This window comes from Paenibacillus pectinilyticus (assembly GCF_001700435.1).
GTDB classification, from domain to species: Bacteria; Bacillota; Bacilli; order Paenibacillales; family NBRC-103111; genus Paenibacillus_E; species Paenibacillus_E pectinilyticus.
Window position 1 is genome coordinate 60,467 of record NZ_LYPC01000027.1, and the last position, 14,845, is coordinate 75,311.

Consider the following 14,845-nt stretch of genomic DNA (forward strand, 5'->3'; position numbering starts at 1 on the left):
AGTTAAAAGGTATGGATTAAGAAATGAGGACTGGAATCGATATGGCTAAAGCAAAAATTACGGAGCTTGATATTGTCAGAGCAATTTCCATCCTTGCCGTTGTTCTCATTCATGTGACGGCGGACTGGACAGTGGATCCTGCTTTGAAAGGCAGCTCAACCCAGCTGTTTATTTTATTTTTGAACAAAATCGCTTATTTCGCTGTGCCAGTATTTATTTTTCTAAGCGGTATCGTGTTGTTCTATATTTATGGGGATAATTGGAGTGCGAAGCAGGCTGGCATTTTTTATTGGAAACGTGTACGTCAAGTGCTTGTCCCGTATATCGTCTGGTCGTTTTTCTACTATATATATAACCCGTGGTTATGGACGCCGGATCATCCCATAAAAGTGGATCTAAGCGTATTTCTGAAGCAGTTAAAATGGGCGGATTCTGGCTATCATTTGTATTTTATGATTATTATTGTGCAGTTCTACCTCTTGTTCCCGCTGCTCGTGTGGGGTGTGAGGAATGCCACATGGTTCCGTAAAACGCTGGCGTTCTGGGGGTTGGCCGTTCAAGCAGGCGTATATATCTACAGCCATTGGTTCGGTACAATTGGTCACAAACCTGAATTGTGTATTACATATTTCGGATATTTCCTTGTTGGGGGCGCGATCGGCCTGAACTATGCGAATTTCCGCGCTTGGCTGGAACGGAATAAGGGATGGGTCATTCCTGCTTCTTTATTAAGCGGATTGGTGTACGCAGGTATGTATTTGTTAGCCTCACGGGGACATTCCTTCGAAAATACCTGGTACGAAATCATGTGGCTCCTCTACAGTTTGGGCATCGGTGTCAGCTTAATTTGGATGGCTAAAGAGCTTTTATTGCGATGGAAGCGAGTGGCGAACTTTTTCGTTTCACTTGGTTTAGTTTCATTCGGTGTCTACTTGATGCATCCGGCTTTATTGTCATTATGGAAGTACAAAGTTACTATGCCGGGCTCCATCCTGTTATTTAACCTATATAATGGCATCGTGTTTGTATTAATTGTAGGTATTCCTTGGACGCTTACGTTGCTGTACCGAAAAGGTCGGAAACTTATATTGAAATAGGGATGTTTGGAGCGCTGCAAGTGAGAGGGTAAAGGTAAAGGTAAGAGTAAGAGCAGGTGTAAAGTCATCACTAGCGTCATCCCTAACCTACTCCGCCAAAAACTGCGATACTGCAGCTTTTTGGCGGAGTTTTTACTTGAAAAGCTAGAATGCCTGCGGATATGCAGGTAGTCTGAGCGTTTTCCTCTTAGAAGGGAGATTTCACGCGGAAAGGATGTATTATGCATGGATTCCCCTCTGTGAGGCATTAGCAGGTAAAAACCTGCAGATTTGCAGGTTTGAGATCTTTGGGGGGGACGTATATGTGCTTATTTGTAAAAAAGGCAGAGATCTCTCTTATTTAGAACGAACATTCTCGATATCGGCTCTGAGAGCGGTATTTACACTAAAAGGTGGTAGCTAGCTACCTCTCGTCCGCTAGCTACTTAAACCACTTAAGAAATCCCATCTCGCAGTACTGCGCCCCCTTTCACCCCGTCGGTCTCCTAGCTACTTATGCTTATCAACAATCCGACTATTGAATTCCATTGCCCTCTAGTGTAACCCTTGGTCTCCTAGCTACTTAAACTTATCGACAATCCCACTTTAAGAAACTCTATCTCAGCATAGTGCCCGGCCAGTTCCGCTAGCTACTTATACTTATCAGCAATCATTCTCTGGAAGCTTCATCTCCCAGTACGCCACACTTGAGGCGTTACCGTAAGAGGAAAAAGCTTGTACTTTTGCATCTTTGAGCGCCTTTGTCGCTGGGGTGCACTATTCAAACAGTACTAGGATTTGAAAAATGTCCACATTTCAAGGATACTGAAAGAAATCAATAGAAGGGCGTGAAACAACGAATGAATGAAATCATTGATCTTTTACAAAGACATCGCTCTATCCGCAAATTTACAAATGAGCCCGTTAGTACGGAGCAACGAGAGGCGATCCTGAAAGCCGCCCAAGCTGCTTCAACGTCAAGTAATATGCAGGCCTACAGCGTTATTCACGTGTCTGATGCTGGGCTGAAGAACCAGCTCGCCGAGCTCGCTGGCAATCAAGCTTACGTCAGCGAGTGTCCGTTATTCCTCGTGTGGTGCGCAGACCTGCACCGCTACGCGGAGGCGGCCCACCGTCACGGGGACACGCCAATCACAGGCAATGCTGAGAATCTCATCATTGCCACAGTCGAAGCTGCATTAGCTGCGCAAAATGCAGCCGTTGCGGCCGAGTCACTCGGTCTCGGCGTCTGCTATATTGGCGGGCTGCGCAACAAGCCCGCTGAAGTATCCGAGCTGCTGGGCCTGCCCCAGCTCGTGTACCCGGTCTTCGGCATGTGCATCGGCATGCCGGATCAAGAGCCGCTGCTGCGCCCGCGGCTCCCGCTTGAAGCCGTATACCATGAGAATCGGTATACGCCTAACCAAGCCGCGGTCGAGTCGTACGACGAGACGATCCGCGACTACATGAAAGAGCGTACCGGTGGCAGCACCGATACGACCTGGTCGAAGGAAATGGCCGCGAAAGCACTGCGGCCAAGAAAGCATATGAAAGCATTTTTAAGCAGGCAAGGCTACGAGGTAGAATAGCTCACTTTCAGTGTACTTGTCTTTTACAATCGACACTCGCGTTCATATTACTAGAACTTGTCTCATACAATGGAAGTAGGTAGAGACAGGTTCGAGGTTATTTTGAGCGAAAGGTGTGTGATTCGAGTGAAAGGTTTCAAAAATGTCGTGTACATGAGTCTGGCGGTCGGCATGTTATTTTATTCCATACCACAATTACAATTTCGTGAGTTGGGTTCTTTGCCGATGATATTTAGTGTCATCTGGCTTGTGATGGCCTTGCTCATCATTGCCGCACACTTGCACCAAATTCTTGGTGTAGATGAAGAAAAACGCCAACAGCAGCTCCGCATCAACCGGATGAAGAAATGGCAAATGGAGCAGCTTGTCCAAGGCAGACGCAAGTTGCTGCAATTCCGTAAATAAGGTATGGCAGGAATCGTCAGTCCTATGATGAACCTTTGACTTCGAACGTATGTTTGGTATAATGAAAATAAAGCATTCAATCCAATAGGGTTGGATGCTTTTCTCATGGGAATCCTCATTGTTCTTACATGGTAGAACGATTATACTAGTAGTACAGAGTAATACAGGATCTTGTGGGTGAGGTGTAACAGTTGGAGTCACATTCCGTAGATAATTTAACGAAGCATGAGCAGATTTTGCGCCATATTGAAGACTTGAAGTTAGGGAGTCGGATCTCGGTTCGCAAAATTGCCAAAAATATGGAAGTCAGCGAAGGCACAGCTTATCGCGCGATCAAAGAAGCCGAGAATCAAGGACTCGTTTCAACGAAAGAGCGGATCGGAACTGTGCGTGTGGAGAAAAAGCTGCGCCAGAACATTGATAAATTGACCTTCGCTGAAGTGGTAAACATGGTGGATGGCCAGGTGTTAGGCGGGGCGAAAGGGCTTCATAAGACGCTGCACAAGTTCGTCATTGGTGCGATGGAACAGGATGCCATGATGCGCTACATTGAGGCGGGCAGCCTGCTGATCGTGGGTAACAGGAACCGCGCTCATATTTGTGCCTTAGAGCAAGGTGCGGGCGTGCTCATTACCGGCGGTTTTAACACAAGTACCGAGGTCAAAGTACTGGCGGACGAACTGGAGCTTCCCATTATTTCGAGCAGTTACGATACCTTTACGGTCGCATCCATGATTAATAGAGCCATCTACGATCGCCTGATCAAAAAGAAAATCATGCTCGTCGAAGATATCCTCGCTTCTGGCGCTGCACTCTTCGCTTTGAAAGCGAACAGCACCTTGAAGGATTGGCAGCGTATGTCAGAGGACACAGGCTACAGCCGGTTCCCGGTCGTTGATGAATGGAATCGGATCATTGGTGTGGTAACGTCAAAGGATATGGTTGGTGCGAGCGCGCAACAAGCTGTCGAGAAATTAATGACGAGAAATCCCTTGACCGTCACACCCCAAACATCGGTAGCCTCAGCCGCCCACATGATGGTGTGGGAAGGAATTGAGCTGCTGCCAGTCGTGGATATGAATCGCAAAATTGTGGGCGTACTGAATCGCAGCGATATTCTGAAAGCGATGCAGTCGATACAGAAGCAGCCGCAGAACGGTGAAACCTTTGAAGATTTAATTTGGTCGGGAATGGAAGAGGTTAGGGATGAGAAAGGCAAGCTGCAGTTCCACGGAGTGATTACGCCGCAGATGACGAACCATCTAGGGACGGTTTCAGAAGGGGTTCTCACCACGTTGATGACACAGGCTGCCTACCGGATTGTGCAAGAGCACAAGAAGGGGGATCTCGTTATGGACAACATGTCGACTTATTTCCTGAAGCCGCTTCAAATCGATTCCAAAATAGAAATACGACCCACCATCATTGAGGTGAGCCGTAAATTTGGCAAGATCGATGTTGAGATTTATCATGCAGGCGGCTTAGTTTCCAAAGCGATGTTAACTGCACAAGTGATCTAGCGGAGCAAGCGGTCGAAGTGTCCATGGTTGCGAATACCAACGAAAACATTGAACACACCGATGAGAACAAGAACCGTGCCGAAAATTCGGCGGAAGCTGGATTCACTGAAGAAAAAGATTTGCGTGATGGCGAGGAGTACAAGCATCAACCCCATGAAGATGTTCATACGGGCCGTATACAAGCCTCTTTTGGCTGCATCAGGCTCACGTCTGGAGCGAATGCTGTAGTACACAGTAAACCCTAGCAAAAGGCAGATAAGAATAAATAAGATGAGTTGAATGGCGTGCATGGCTACAATCCGTCCCTTTAAGTGAATTTACAATTAACTTTAGCGATTTTAACGCTAGATTGCAATATTCGACTTGTCGGATGTTACGTTTTCTTTTCTTCGGCCGTAATCCATACCGTCATTTCCGTCTGAATCAAGATAATCGATTTGACCTCAACGACATATTTTTTATCATGAAGAAAATAGGTCCTTTGCGTAATCAGACGCTCATACAGTGCCTGAGAATCTCGCACGGTTGTAGCTTTTTGACCAATAACGAGCTTTAACTCACCTTTCACATCGCCTTCAATCTCTTTTTGAATATCTTCGCTAATGAGATCTGTCTGGGATTTCGGTAAGAGATGGACGTTAATGACATTGATCAAGGTTTGCTTATTTTTTGTCTTATTTAAATTGTCGATATCAGCACGAAGATCATGGTTTTCTTCCAAATATTTATGCATTTGTACATATAACTCATTATATGTATGCTGGTGAATGCTCATATACACGGCGCTCCCAACGATCGCGCCCGATACGAATATTCCGAAGCTCGCAAGGAGTCGTTGATATCGGGCAAAAGGCGGGATTCTCAAGGTTGATGGCCCCCTTTGCAGATCATTTGAATGAGGGAAGTCCCGAACTGTGCTCCCGTAAAGGCGACAATGATATAAATAATCTGCTTGATAGCTGGATTGATCTGACCGAGAGCCACGTGACTTTCAATATAGCGGATCGGATCAATCGTGCCGCCAACCGCAGCAACCATGGCCCAGATCTTAATATTTTCAGAAATGGTGAGCATTTTCTCCGTTGGGGATTGAAGTGTAAATACGGCTGCGATGCCACTTAACATACTGCCTCCGAATACGACCCCAAATGCAATGCAGAAATACATGATAATACTTGCCCAGAAACCAGCCATGCAACCATCGCTTCCTTTCTACCTGAGTTAGGAGGACAAACTCTCTCTATCTACTGTATGGGACTGCTTGGCTTCAATATGATAAAATGTAAGGAATAATTCAAGAAAGAAGGGGGGAATTGCGGATGAGTTCGTTTGTACATCTGCATGTGCATAGTGAATATAGCTTATTAGACGGAGCAGCACGCATGGAGGAGCTTGTAGCACAAGCGGCTGATCTTGGCATGACCTCTCTGGCTTTGACGGATCATGGTGTCATGTATGGGGCGATTGCTTTCTATAAAGCGTGCAAACAGCGAGGCATCAAACCCATTATTGGTTGCGAGGTCTACTTCACGGCAGGTTCTATTCGCGATAAAGGGACCCGGCAGGAACAGCCGATCTATCATCTCCTTTTGCTCGCTAAGAATTTCCAAGGCTATCAAAATCTCATGAAGCTCACGTCGATTGCCCATTTACAGGGCTTTCACTATAAACCGCGTATCGATCTAGAACATTTGGCTCAGTATTCAGAGGGACTAATCTGTTTAAGTTCATGCTTAGGCAGCGAGGTCTCCCAACATTTGCTTCATAATCGCTACGAAGAAGCTCGGAAAGCGGCTGAACGCTATCGTGATATTTTCGGCGATGATTTCTTCTTGGAAATTCAAGACCACGGCATGATTGAGCAGAAAAAAGTCATGGTTTCGATGATCGAATTGAGCAAAGATACCGGTATACCGTTAATTGCCACGAACGATGTGCACTATGTGACCGAACCCGATCATGTGATGCAGGATATTCTGATTTGTATCGGTACAGGTAAAACCGTAGATGATACGGATCGTCTCAAAATGGGAACAAGTCAGATGTATTTGAAAAGCGAAGAGGAAATGCGGCGTTTATTCGTTCATGTTCCCGAAGCGATGACGAATACAGCTGTGGTGGCTGACCGTTGTGATCTCGAACTGACGTTCGGTAAGTCGATTTTGCCAAGCTTTAGACCGATCCCTGAGCGGCTAACAGCTGGCGAATACCTACAGGAGCTCTGCAAAAAAGGTTTGGATCAGCGTTATGGCAGCAAGCCAGGTTGGGATGACAGGAACCATCCAGTGAGAAAGCAGGCCGAAGAGCGGCTAGCGTATGAGCTTGGTGTTATTGAGAAAATGGGATTCTCCGATTATTTCTTAATCGTGTGGGATTTCATTCGTTTTGCCCATGAGAAACGGATTATGACAGGCCCAGGACGAGGATCCTCCGCTGGAAGCTTAGTCGCCTATGTCCTTCGGATAACGAATGTTGATCCGCTGCAATATAAACTGCTTTTTGAGCGTTTTTTGAATCCAGAACGGATTTCCATGCCGGATATCGATATCGATTTTAGCGATGAACGCCGGGATGAAGTCATTGATTATGTGGTTGCCAAATATGGGCATGAGCATGTTGCTCAGATTATTACCTTCGGAACGATGGCGGCTAAGGCAGCTGTCCGAGATGTTGGACGTGTTCTTAATGTGCCGTATGGGGATGTAGATCGGGCGGCTAAGGCGATTCCGAATCAATTGGGTATGACGCTGAAGGAAGCCCTTCAAGTGAGTTCAGACTTGAAAGGGATGGTAGCCAGACAGCCTAAGACTGCAGAACTACTGGAGATGGCGATGCGTGTGGAAGGGATGCCGCGTCATGCTTCTACACACGCAGCGGGTGTTGTTATTTCCCGTGAACCACTGACCCATTATGTTCCGCTGCAAGAAGGAACGACACAAACAGCGCTCACGCAGTATACAATGGAGCATTTGGAGGCGATTGGCCTCCTTAAGATGGATTTCCTGGGTCTTCGGACCCTATCCATCATTGAACGAACGGTGGACTGGCTTGCGCAAATGGAAGAGGTCCATATTAACTTCGACCTCCTCGATATGGATTCCGACGATATGACCTATGAGATGCTCAGCCGAGGGGAAACAACCGGTGTTTTCCAATTGGAGTCGACTGGTGTTCGTAAAGTTCTGAAGGATTTGAAGCCCTCTGAATTTGAAGACATTATTTCGGTCCTTGCCTTATATCGGCCGGGTCCCATGGAATTTATTCCGAAATACATTGCGGGTAAGCATGGGCAAGTCGATGTGGTCTATCCACATCCAACGTTGGAACCGATTTTGCGCGATACGTACGGCATTATTGTGTATCAAGAGCAAATTATGCAGATTGCCTCGTCAATGGCAGGCTTCAGCTTAGGCGAAGCAGATCTACTGCGTAGAGCCGTTTCCAAAAAGAAACGGGAAGTGCTCGATGAAGAGCGTACCCATTTCGTATCAGGCAGCTTACGGCAAGGCTTTAACGCGGATGAGGCGAATCATGTGTACGATATGATCGTACGATTCGCAGACTACGGCTTCCCGCGTGCGCATGCGACGGCGTATGGTGTGCTTGCATTCCAAACTGCCTATCTCAAAGCACATTATCCAATCTATTTCATGGCTTCCATGTTAACTGCGGTTATGGGGAATCACCGAAAAGTGGCGGAATATGTAGATGAGTGCCGCCGTGTGAAGCTGGCAGTATTGCCGCCAGATGTCAATGGCAGTGGAACGGTGTTTACGCCAGACTCAGCTGCTGGAGCGATCCGATTCGGACTAGCCGCCATTAAGAACGTAGGCACACAGGCGATTGATGCGATTCTCTCCGAGAGAAAGAAGGCTCCTTTCGAGAGCTTGTTAGATTTCTGCCGCCGAGTTGATCTTCGCGTAGTTAATAAAAGAGTCGTTGAATCGCTTATTCAAGGAGGCGCTTTCGATTCACTCGGAGGGCATCGTGCTCAGCATCTCGCTATCCTGGATGAAACGATTGCCTCTGCTACGAAATGGCGCAAGGAGCGGGATGATTTGCAGCTTCATCTTTTCGGTTTTGTGGAAGAGCCGAACTGGGAGGTCGAAGTGCCGAATATCCCGCCAATGCCGCAAAGTAAACAGCTGGAGCTTGAGAAGGAACTGCTCGGCATGTATATTTCTGGTCATCCGCTGGATGCCTATGCGGAGCAGCTGGCAGAGCTGGATGCGGTGATGCTGCATCAGCTAACGGAGTTGCCTGATCATAGCGATGTGCTCGTCGCAGGGATGATCCTGTCTCAGAAGACGATCGTTACGAAAAAAGGCGATCCGATGGCTTTCATGGAGCTGGAGGATCGCATCGATAAAGTCGAGGTGGTCTTGTTCCCCGAGACCTGGAAGAAAGCTGTTTCGCTCGTGCAAAAGGGCAGACTCGTCCTCGTCCGCGCGAAGCTGCAGCTCCAGGACGAGGATCCGCCGAAGCTGCTCGCGGAGCAGCTCGCTGCCCTGGACGACCCAGAGGCCGTCCAGCGGCTTCGCCGGCAGCCTGCGGCGTCAAGACGATCCCCTGACGATGTCAGGGATCGTACGCCGCGCTCGGCTGCCCCTCAGAGCGGCGCGCGCAGCGCCGCTCCGCTAACTGCGGCGGCCCCCGCAGCGGGCCGCCCAGCACCCCGCGCTGGCGCAGAGCCAGCGCGCACCAACCCCGCTGCTGAGGCGAAGCCGCAGCGGGTGTTCGTCAAGATCTCGGCTGGCTGTGAGCAGCCGGATAAGCTGCTGCAGCTGAAGGCGCTGCTCAAGCTGCATAAGGGCCAGCTCGCGGTTGCGCTTTTCTATGAAAGCAGCAACAAGCTTTTGGCCTTGAGCGACCAGTATCGGGTCGATCCGTCGAAAGATCTGCTCCGAATGATTGAGACGATCATGGGTACAGATTCTGTTCGAGTGAAATAAGAATAACGAAAGAAGGTTTCGGCTTCCGAAAACTTCTTTCTATTGTGGTAAAAACGACTTCCTCCGCATATGAATAGGAACCCGACAATTCATAAAGCATCCCATGCTAGGAGGAGGATTTATGACCGAACAACACATGATCCAATTACTCCAGAAACGCGGCGTGTCCGTGGAACAAGTCTCCGAAATCGTATACAAGCTGCAGAAGCCGTATAACGATCAGCTTACGCTTGAGGAATGCGCAGACAGTGTCATGGCGGTGCTTTCCAAACGCGAAGTGCAGTATACCCTCTACACGGGGATAGCGCTGGATGAATTAGCAGAGAAGAAGATGCTGCCAGAGCCCTTGCAGTCCATTCTTGAGGTAGATGAACCCCTGTACGGCGTTGATGAGACACTTGCCTTAGGGATTGTGCATGTATACGGTATGATTGGACTAACAAGTTTTGGATATTTGGATAAGGAAAAGATAGGCATTATTCGAGCGTTGAATGACGACAGAAGTTCTGTGCATGTTTTTCTGGATGACTTAATTTGTGGATTGGCTGCTGCTGCCTCTGCTAGAATTGCTCATCAGAATGAGCATGCGCCTGATTATAGCGCTAAACACCGTCTGGACTAAGTGTGGTTGATCAGACTTACGATACCTAGAAGAATTTACATGTTTCCCATGATAAATCGACTATATTCCTTGATAAACGCTCTCGTTCTAAGCGGAACGTGCAGCCGTTTATTTTTTTTCATGGATGTGCTCTGTTGCGGGCAAAAGTGAAATTATGCTATCATTATTGCATTGTGTGTGCCTATGCGTATAAAGGATGTCATAATCGTCATTGCTTACTTGCCCTAGTGTTAGTAGTTGCACGTCATAGGAGGTTTATTCATGTGGACGGTGATCTATATAGCTCCTACTGCGAAAATTGCAGAGCGGATTAAACAGAGGCTGACGGAAGAAGGTTTTCTCGTACAAGTTCGAGGCATCTCTTTATCCAAAAATCAATTCGAAATTGTTGTTCCCGAAGGGGAGCTGGAAGAAGTTCAAGAAGTGCTCAATTCTATTTTACATAGATAGTGAAAGATGAACTAAGAACCGTGGCTTGTCAGGGAATGCAGATCATAGCCAAGTAGAGGTGGAAATGTGCTAAAGGATTTATTTCAAAAGCGAAAATATGCAACGATTCCTTCCGAGAGAACAAAACGAGATATTCCTGAAGGTTTAATGAATAAATGCCCGAAGTGTGGCACGATTCAAACAAGCAAAGAGCTTGAAAAGAATCTGAAAGTGTGTACGGCTTGCGGCTATCATTATCGATTAAGCGCGTCAGAACGAATTCAACTTACACTCGATGAAGGTCAATTTGTTGAATTTGATGCAGACATGATTTCTGAGGATCCCTTGCAGTTTCCTGATTACGTCGAGAAATTGGACAAAGCGAAGAACGTCACGAAGTTGCAAGATGCGATTCTGACGGGTCAAGGAACGATTGGCGGATATCCGGTTATTATTGCTGCAATGAGCTTTGATTTTATGGGTGGCTCACTAGGTTCCGTTGTTGGTGAGAAAATGACAAGAGCCGTCGAAGTAGCGATTGAGAAAAAGCTTCCGATTCTCATTTATTCCACATCTGGTGGCGCACGTATGCAAGAAAGTATTCTTAGTCTTATGCAAATGGCCAAAACAAGCGCAGCGCTGTCCAAGCTTAACGAAGAAGGCGGACTATTCATATCCATTATTACTGATCCGACTTTCGGTGGAGTTTCGGCTAGTTTTGCGATGCTTGGTGATATTATTATTGCGGAGCCAGCGGCATCGTTTGGATTCACAGGCCGCCGCGTTATCGAGCAAACGATTAAACAGAAATTACCTGAGAATTTCCAAACATCTGAATTCAATCTCGAGCATGGCCAGCTCGACAAGGTCGTCTGCCGCAAGGATATGAGACCGACGTTAATTAAGCTGCTAGACATGCACGGAACGAAGGAGGAGGCGACTTATGGCGGGTGAAATGCCGTTTGAACAGCCACTGGCGGAACTAAAAAGTAAGATCGCTGAGCTGCGTAAATTTGGCGCAGAGAAGCAGATCGATTTTTCAGAAGAAATTCGCCGTTTGGAAGAAAGATACGCAGAGCTCGAGGATGAATTATATGCCTCGATGAGTTCGGCAGAGAAGATGCAATTAGCTCGTCATCCGCAAAGACCGACGACGATTGATTATATTGGCACGATTTTCACAGATTTCATCGAGTTTCATGGAGATCGCTTGTATGGCGATGATTTAGCCATTGTTGGCGGACTAGCGAAGCTGAACGGAGTACCCGTGACGGTTGTTGGCCACCAAAAAGGGAAAGATACGAAGGACAATATTGCCCGCAATTTTGGCTGTCCGCATCCGGAAGGATTTCGTAAAGCACTTCGTTTGATGCGTCAAGCGAACAAGTTCAAACGTCCGATCGTGACTTTTATTGATACCAAAGGGGCATTCCCTGGGAATGCTGCTGAGGAGCGCGGTCAAGGAGAAGCGATTGCCAGAAATCTACTGGAAATGGCCTCTTTTCGTGTGCCGATCATTTGTATTGTCATTGGAGAAGGCGGCAGCGGCGGCGCTTTGGCATTAGGTTTAGGGAATAAGGTGTTAATGTTGGAGAACGCGATCTACTCGGTTATTAGCCCAGAAGGCGCGGCTTCAATTCTTTATAAAGATGCTTCCAAAGCATTACACGCAGCAGAAGCTATGAAGATTACAGCCGATCATATTCTTGAACTTGGCGTGATCGACGGGATTATACCGGAACCAAAGGGCGGTGCACACCGCGATTTGGCAACACAAGCCGAACATATTAAATCAGCGATCTGGGAACAGCTTCAGCAATTGCTAAGTATGAACGAACAAGAGCTGCTCGATGACCGTTACCGTAAATTTAGAGAGATCGGTCGGTTCACATTCAATCAGGAGGGTAACACTAACCATGCGTAAAACGAAAATTGTCTGTACGATTGGACCAGCTAGTGAATCACAAGAAAATTTAAAGAAACTACTATTGGCGGGCATGAACGTCGCTCGTCTTAACTTCTCCCACGGTGATTTTGAGGAGCATGGCGCACGTATCCGTAACCTTCGCGCAGCTTCCGCTGAAACAGGTAAAGTAGCTGCAATTTTGCTTGATACCAAAGGTCCGGAAATCCGTACAGGGAAATTAAAAGAAGAGCCAATTGAGCTTGTTCAGGACAAGCACATCATTTTGACTACAGAAGAAATTCTAGGGGATACAGACCGTATCTCTGTTACGTATTCCGACCTTCCGCGTGACGTTGCAGTTGGATCAACGATCCTGATCGATGACGGTTTGATTGGTCTTACGGTTGTTGATATTCGTGGAACGGAGATCGAGTGCCGTATCGTCAATGGTGGAACGATCAAAAGTAAAAAAGGTGTTAACGTACCAGGCGTGAAAATCAGCCTTCCAGGTATCACTGAAAAAGATGCGAATGATATCGTGTTCGGTATCGAACAAGGCGTAGATTTCATCGCAGCTTCTTTCGTTCGTAAAGCAAGCGACGTTATGGAAATTCGTGAATTGCTGGAGCGTCACAATGCTTCACATATCCAAATCATCTCCAAAATCGAAAACCAAGAAGGCGTTGATAACCTTGACGAAATTCTTGAAGTTTCCGACGGTTTGATGGTTGCTCGTGGAGATCTGGGTGTTGAGATTCCAGCTGAAGATGTTCCTGTTGTTCAAAAGCAAATGATCAAAAAGTGTAACATCGTAGGTAAACCGGTTATTACCGCTACGATGATGCTTGATTCCATGCAACGCAACCCACGTCCTACACGTGCGGAAGCAAGTGACGTTGCGAATGCAGTATTCGACGGAACAGATGCAGTAATGTTGTCAGGTGAGACAGCTGCTGGGAAATATCCAGTTGAATCTGTTGAAACGATGGCTCGTATTGCTGAGCGTGCAGAATCTGCTTTGGAATATAAAGAAATTTTCCTTCGCCAAGCGCAAGCACAACAAGTGACTGTGACAGAAGCGATTTCACAAGCAGTTGCTAACTCCGCGTTGGAGTTGGGCGCGAAAGCGATTCTAACAGCTACGGAAAGTGGCTACACAGCGCGTATGGTGTCCAAATACCGTCCAAAAGCACCAATCATCGCGGTTACACCTAGCGAGCAAGTCATTCGCCGTTTGTCCCTTGTATGGGGTGTTATTCCGGTGATGGGCACTGAAGCGAAAACAACGGACGAGTTGTTCAACCTTGCTGTGGATAGCTCCATCAAAACAGGCATCGTATCTCTAGGCGACATCGTTGTCATCACAGCAGGTGTGCCAGTTGGCCGCTCTGGAACAACAAACCTGATCAAAGTTCATCACGTTGGTGAAATGATTGCCAAGGGTACGGGGATCGGGATGCAAACGGCAACGGGCATCGTCGTAACAGCTCGTACACCAGAAGAAGCGAATGAGAAAATGGTTGACGGTGCTGTACTAGTCACCATTTCAACAGATAAAGAATACATGCCGGCTGTACAAAGAGCTTCAGCGTTGATTACAGAAGTTGGCGGTATCACATCTCACGCGGCAGTAGTTGCGTTAAGCCTTGGTATCCCAGTTATCGTAGGCGTTGAGAATGCTGTAGAACTAATCAAAGACGGAACAGAAGTGTCGATCTATCCTGAAGTAGGCGTTATCTACTCTGGACAAGCGAGCGTTCTGTAAGACATAACGAAGAGTGAAGCGAGCGTATCTTGCTTCACTCTTTTTTCTTTTTCCACGCACCTCCATGCAGGTCTGTCTCACCACCTATGTTATACTTGAATCACAAAGTAATCGCAGGAGGATTCATCACATGAGTCAGGAACGTTGGCATCAGCATCAGCTGCGTGTGCGCTATCAAGAAACGGATCAAATGGGGGTTGTGTATCATGCGAACTATTTGACGTGGTTTGAGATTGGACGAACGGAGCTCATTAGATCCCTAGGTTACCCCTATCGGAAAATAGAGGAGAAAGGGCTGCTGCTTCCCGTGACGGAAGCGGATCTCAAGTTCAAGAAGCCAGCTCGCTACGACGATCAGGTGGGTATTTATACACGTGTGTCGCTAATGAGCAGCGTACGGCTGCAATTTGCTTATGAAATTCGCAGAATTAGTATCGAAAATCCGGAATTACCAGAAGAATTACTGGTGACAGGAACAACAGGGCATGTTTGGGTGAATCCTTCTTGGAAGCCAGTACGTATAGAAAAGGAAGCGCCAGAATTGTGGCAGCTAATCGCTACCTATTCGGAGGGAGACTGAG

Annotated in this window: 14 protein-coding genes; 11 read left to right on the forward strand and 3 right to left on the reverse strand. The window is 47.2% G+C overall.

The window, feature by feature from the left end; translation table 11 throughout:
- Positions 1 to 41 precede the first annotated feature (41 nt).
- The 4 genes from A8709_RS22210 to A8709_RS22225 all read left to right on the forward strand — a co-directional run bounded on the left by A8709_RS22210 (position 42) and on the right by A8709_RS22225 (position 4,590).
- Positions 42 to 1,097, forward strand: coding sequence for an acyltransferase (locus A8709_RS22210; protein WP_167357152.1), 1,056 nt, complete (start codon positions 42 to 44; stop codon positions 1,095 to 1,097).
- An 839-nt stretch (positions 1,098 to 1,936) separates the two neighbouring features.
- On the forward strand, positions 1,937 to 2,665 hold the full coding sequence (gene nfsA, locus A8709_RS22215) for an oxygen-insensitive NADPH nitroreductase (protein WP_065855268.1): 729 nt from the start codon (positions 1,937 to 1,939) through the stop codon (positions 2,663 to 2,665).
- Between the two features lie 126 nt (positions 2,666 to 2,791).
- Entirely contained in the window at positions 2,792 to 3,070 is a 279-nt protein-coding gene (locus tag A8709_RS22220; protein WP_065855269.1) for a hypothetical protein, read from the forward strand.
- A gap of 191 nt (positions 3,071 to 3,261) precedes the next feature.
- Positions 3,262 to 4,590 (forward strand): DRTGG domain-containing protein, encoded by a 1,329-nt coding sequence (locus A8709_RS22225; protein ID WP_065855271.1) that lies wholly within the window; start codon positions 3,262 to 3,264, stop codon positions 4,588 to 4,590.
- Here A8709_RS22225 and A8709_RS22230 read toward each other — a convergent pair.
- From A8709_RS22230 to A8709_RS22240, 3 genes are all read right to left on the reverse strand, one after another.
- Entirely contained in the window at positions 4,587 to 4,880 is a 294-nt protein-coding gene (locus tag A8709_RS22230) for a YtpI family protein (RefSeq protein WP_065855273.1), read from the reverse strand. The genes A8709_RS22225 and A8709_RS22230 overlap by 4 nt on opposite strands.
- An 83-nt stretch (positions 4,881 to 4,963) precedes the next feature.
- Positions 4,964 to 5,455, reverse strand: a complete 492-nt coding sequence (locus A8709_RS22235) for a sporulation membrane protein YtrI (RefSeq protein WP_065855275.1) — start codon at positions 5,453 to 5,455, stop codon at positions 4,964 to 4,966.
- Complete coding sequence (locus tag A8709_RS22240; RefSeq protein ID WP_065855277.1) at positions 5,452 to 5,784, reverse strand: YtrH family sporulation protein; 333 nt, start codon at positions 5,782 to 5,784, stop codon at positions 5,452 to 5,454. The genes A8709_RS22235 and A8709_RS22240 overlap by 4 nt, the downstream gene beginning before the upstream one ends.
- A gap of 125 nt (positions 5,785 to 5,909) precedes the next feature.
- Between A8709_RS22240 and A8709_RS22245 the strand changes: the two genes are divergently transcribed.
- From A8709_RS22245 to A8709_RS22275, 7 genes are all read left to right on the forward strand, one after another.
- Positions 5,910 to 9,542, forward strand: a complete 3,633-nt coding sequence (locus A8709_RS22245; protein ID WP_065855278.1) for a DNA polymerase III subunit alpha — start codon at positions 5,910 to 5,912, stop codon at positions 9,540 to 9,542.
- A 121-nt stretch (positions 9,543 to 9,663) separates the two neighbouring features.
- A complete protein-coding gene (locus tag A8709_RS22250; RefSeq protein ID WP_065855280.1) occupies positions 9,664 to 10,164 on the forward strand; it encodes a phosphatidylglycerophosphatase A family protein in 501 nt (166 codons plus the stop codon).
- Positions 10,165 to 10,425: 261 nt separating this feature from the next.
- On the forward strand, positions 10,426 to 10,614 hold the full coding sequence (locus A8709_RS22255; RefSeq protein WP_028554922.1) for a hypothetical protein: 189 nt from the start codon (positions 10,426 to 10,428) through the stop codon (positions 10,612 to 10,614).
- A 66-nt stretch (positions 10,615 to 10,680) separates the two neighbouring features.
- Entirely contained in the window at positions 10,681 to 11,547 is an 867-nt protein-coding gene (gene accD / locus A8709_RS22260; RefSeq protein ID WP_065855282.1) for an acetyl-CoA carboxylase, carboxyltransferase subunit beta, read from the forward strand.
- Entirely contained in the window at positions 11,537 to 12,517 is a 981-nt protein-coding gene (locus A8709_RS22265) for an acetyl-CoA carboxylase carboxyltransferase subunit alpha (protein WP_065855284.1), read from the forward strand. The genes accD and A8709_RS22265 overlap by 11 nt, the downstream gene beginning before the upstream one ends.
- Positions 12,510 to 14,264, forward strand: coding sequence for a pyruvate kinase (gene pyk / locus A8709_RS22270; protein ID WP_065855286.1), 1,755 nt, complete (start codon positions 12,510 to 12,512; stop codon positions 14,262 to 14,264). Before A8709_RS22265 ends, pyk begins: the two co-directional genes overlap by 8 nt.
- Before the next feature lie 130 nt (positions 14,265 to 14,394).
- Complete coding sequence (locus tag A8709_RS22275) at positions 14,395 to 14,844, forward strand: acyl-CoA thioesterase (protein WP_065855288.1); 450 nt, start codon at positions 14,395 to 14,397, stop codon at positions 14,842 to 14,844.
- Position 14,845 lies beyond the last annotated feature (1 nt).

What these genes read in the sequence shown, in the direction of transcription:
- A8709_RS22250 (WP_065855280.1), top strand. Translation starts at nt 9,664, where the DNA reads ATGACCGAACAACACATGATCCAATTACTCCAGAAACGCGGCGTGTCC.
- A8709_RS22255 (WP_028554922.1), top strand. Translation starts at nt 10,426, where the DNA reads ATGTGGACGGTGATCTATATAGCTCCTACTGCGAAAATTGCAGAGCGG.
- A8709_RS22245 (WP_065855278.1), top strand. Translation starts at nt 5,910, where the DNA reads ATGAGTTCGTTTGTACATCTGCATGTGCATAGTGAATATAGCTTATTA.
- A8709_RS22275 (WP_065855288.1), top strand. Translation starts at nt 14,395, where the DNA reads ATGAGTCAGGAACGTTGGCATCAGCATCAGCTGCGTGTGCGCTATCAA.
- A8709_RS22265 (WP_065855284.1), top strand. Translation starts at nt 11,537, where the DNA reads ATGGCGGGTGAAATGCCGTTTGAACAGCCACTGGCGGAACTAAAAAGT.
- pyk (WP_065855286.1), top strand. Translation starts at nt 12,510, where the DNA reads ATGCGTAAAACGAAAATTGTCTGTACGATTGGACCAGCTAGTGAATCA.
- nfsA (WP_065855268.1), top strand. Translation starts at nt 1,937, where the DNA reads ATGAATGAAATCATTGATCTTTTACAAAGACATCGCTCTATCCGCAAA.
- A8709_RS22210 (WP_167357152.1), top strand. Translation starts at nt 42, where the DNA reads ATGGCTAAAGCAAAAATTACGGAGCTTGATATTGTCAGAGCAATTTCC.
- A8709_RS22230 (WP_065855273.1), bottom strand. Translation starts at nt 4,880, where the DNA reads ATGCACGCCATTCAACTCATCTTATTTATTCTTATCTGCCTTTTGCTA.
- A8709_RS22240 (WP_065855277.1), bottom strand. Translation starts at nt 5,784, where the DNA reads ATGGCTGGTTTCTGGGCAAGTATTATCATGTATTTCTGCATTGCATTT.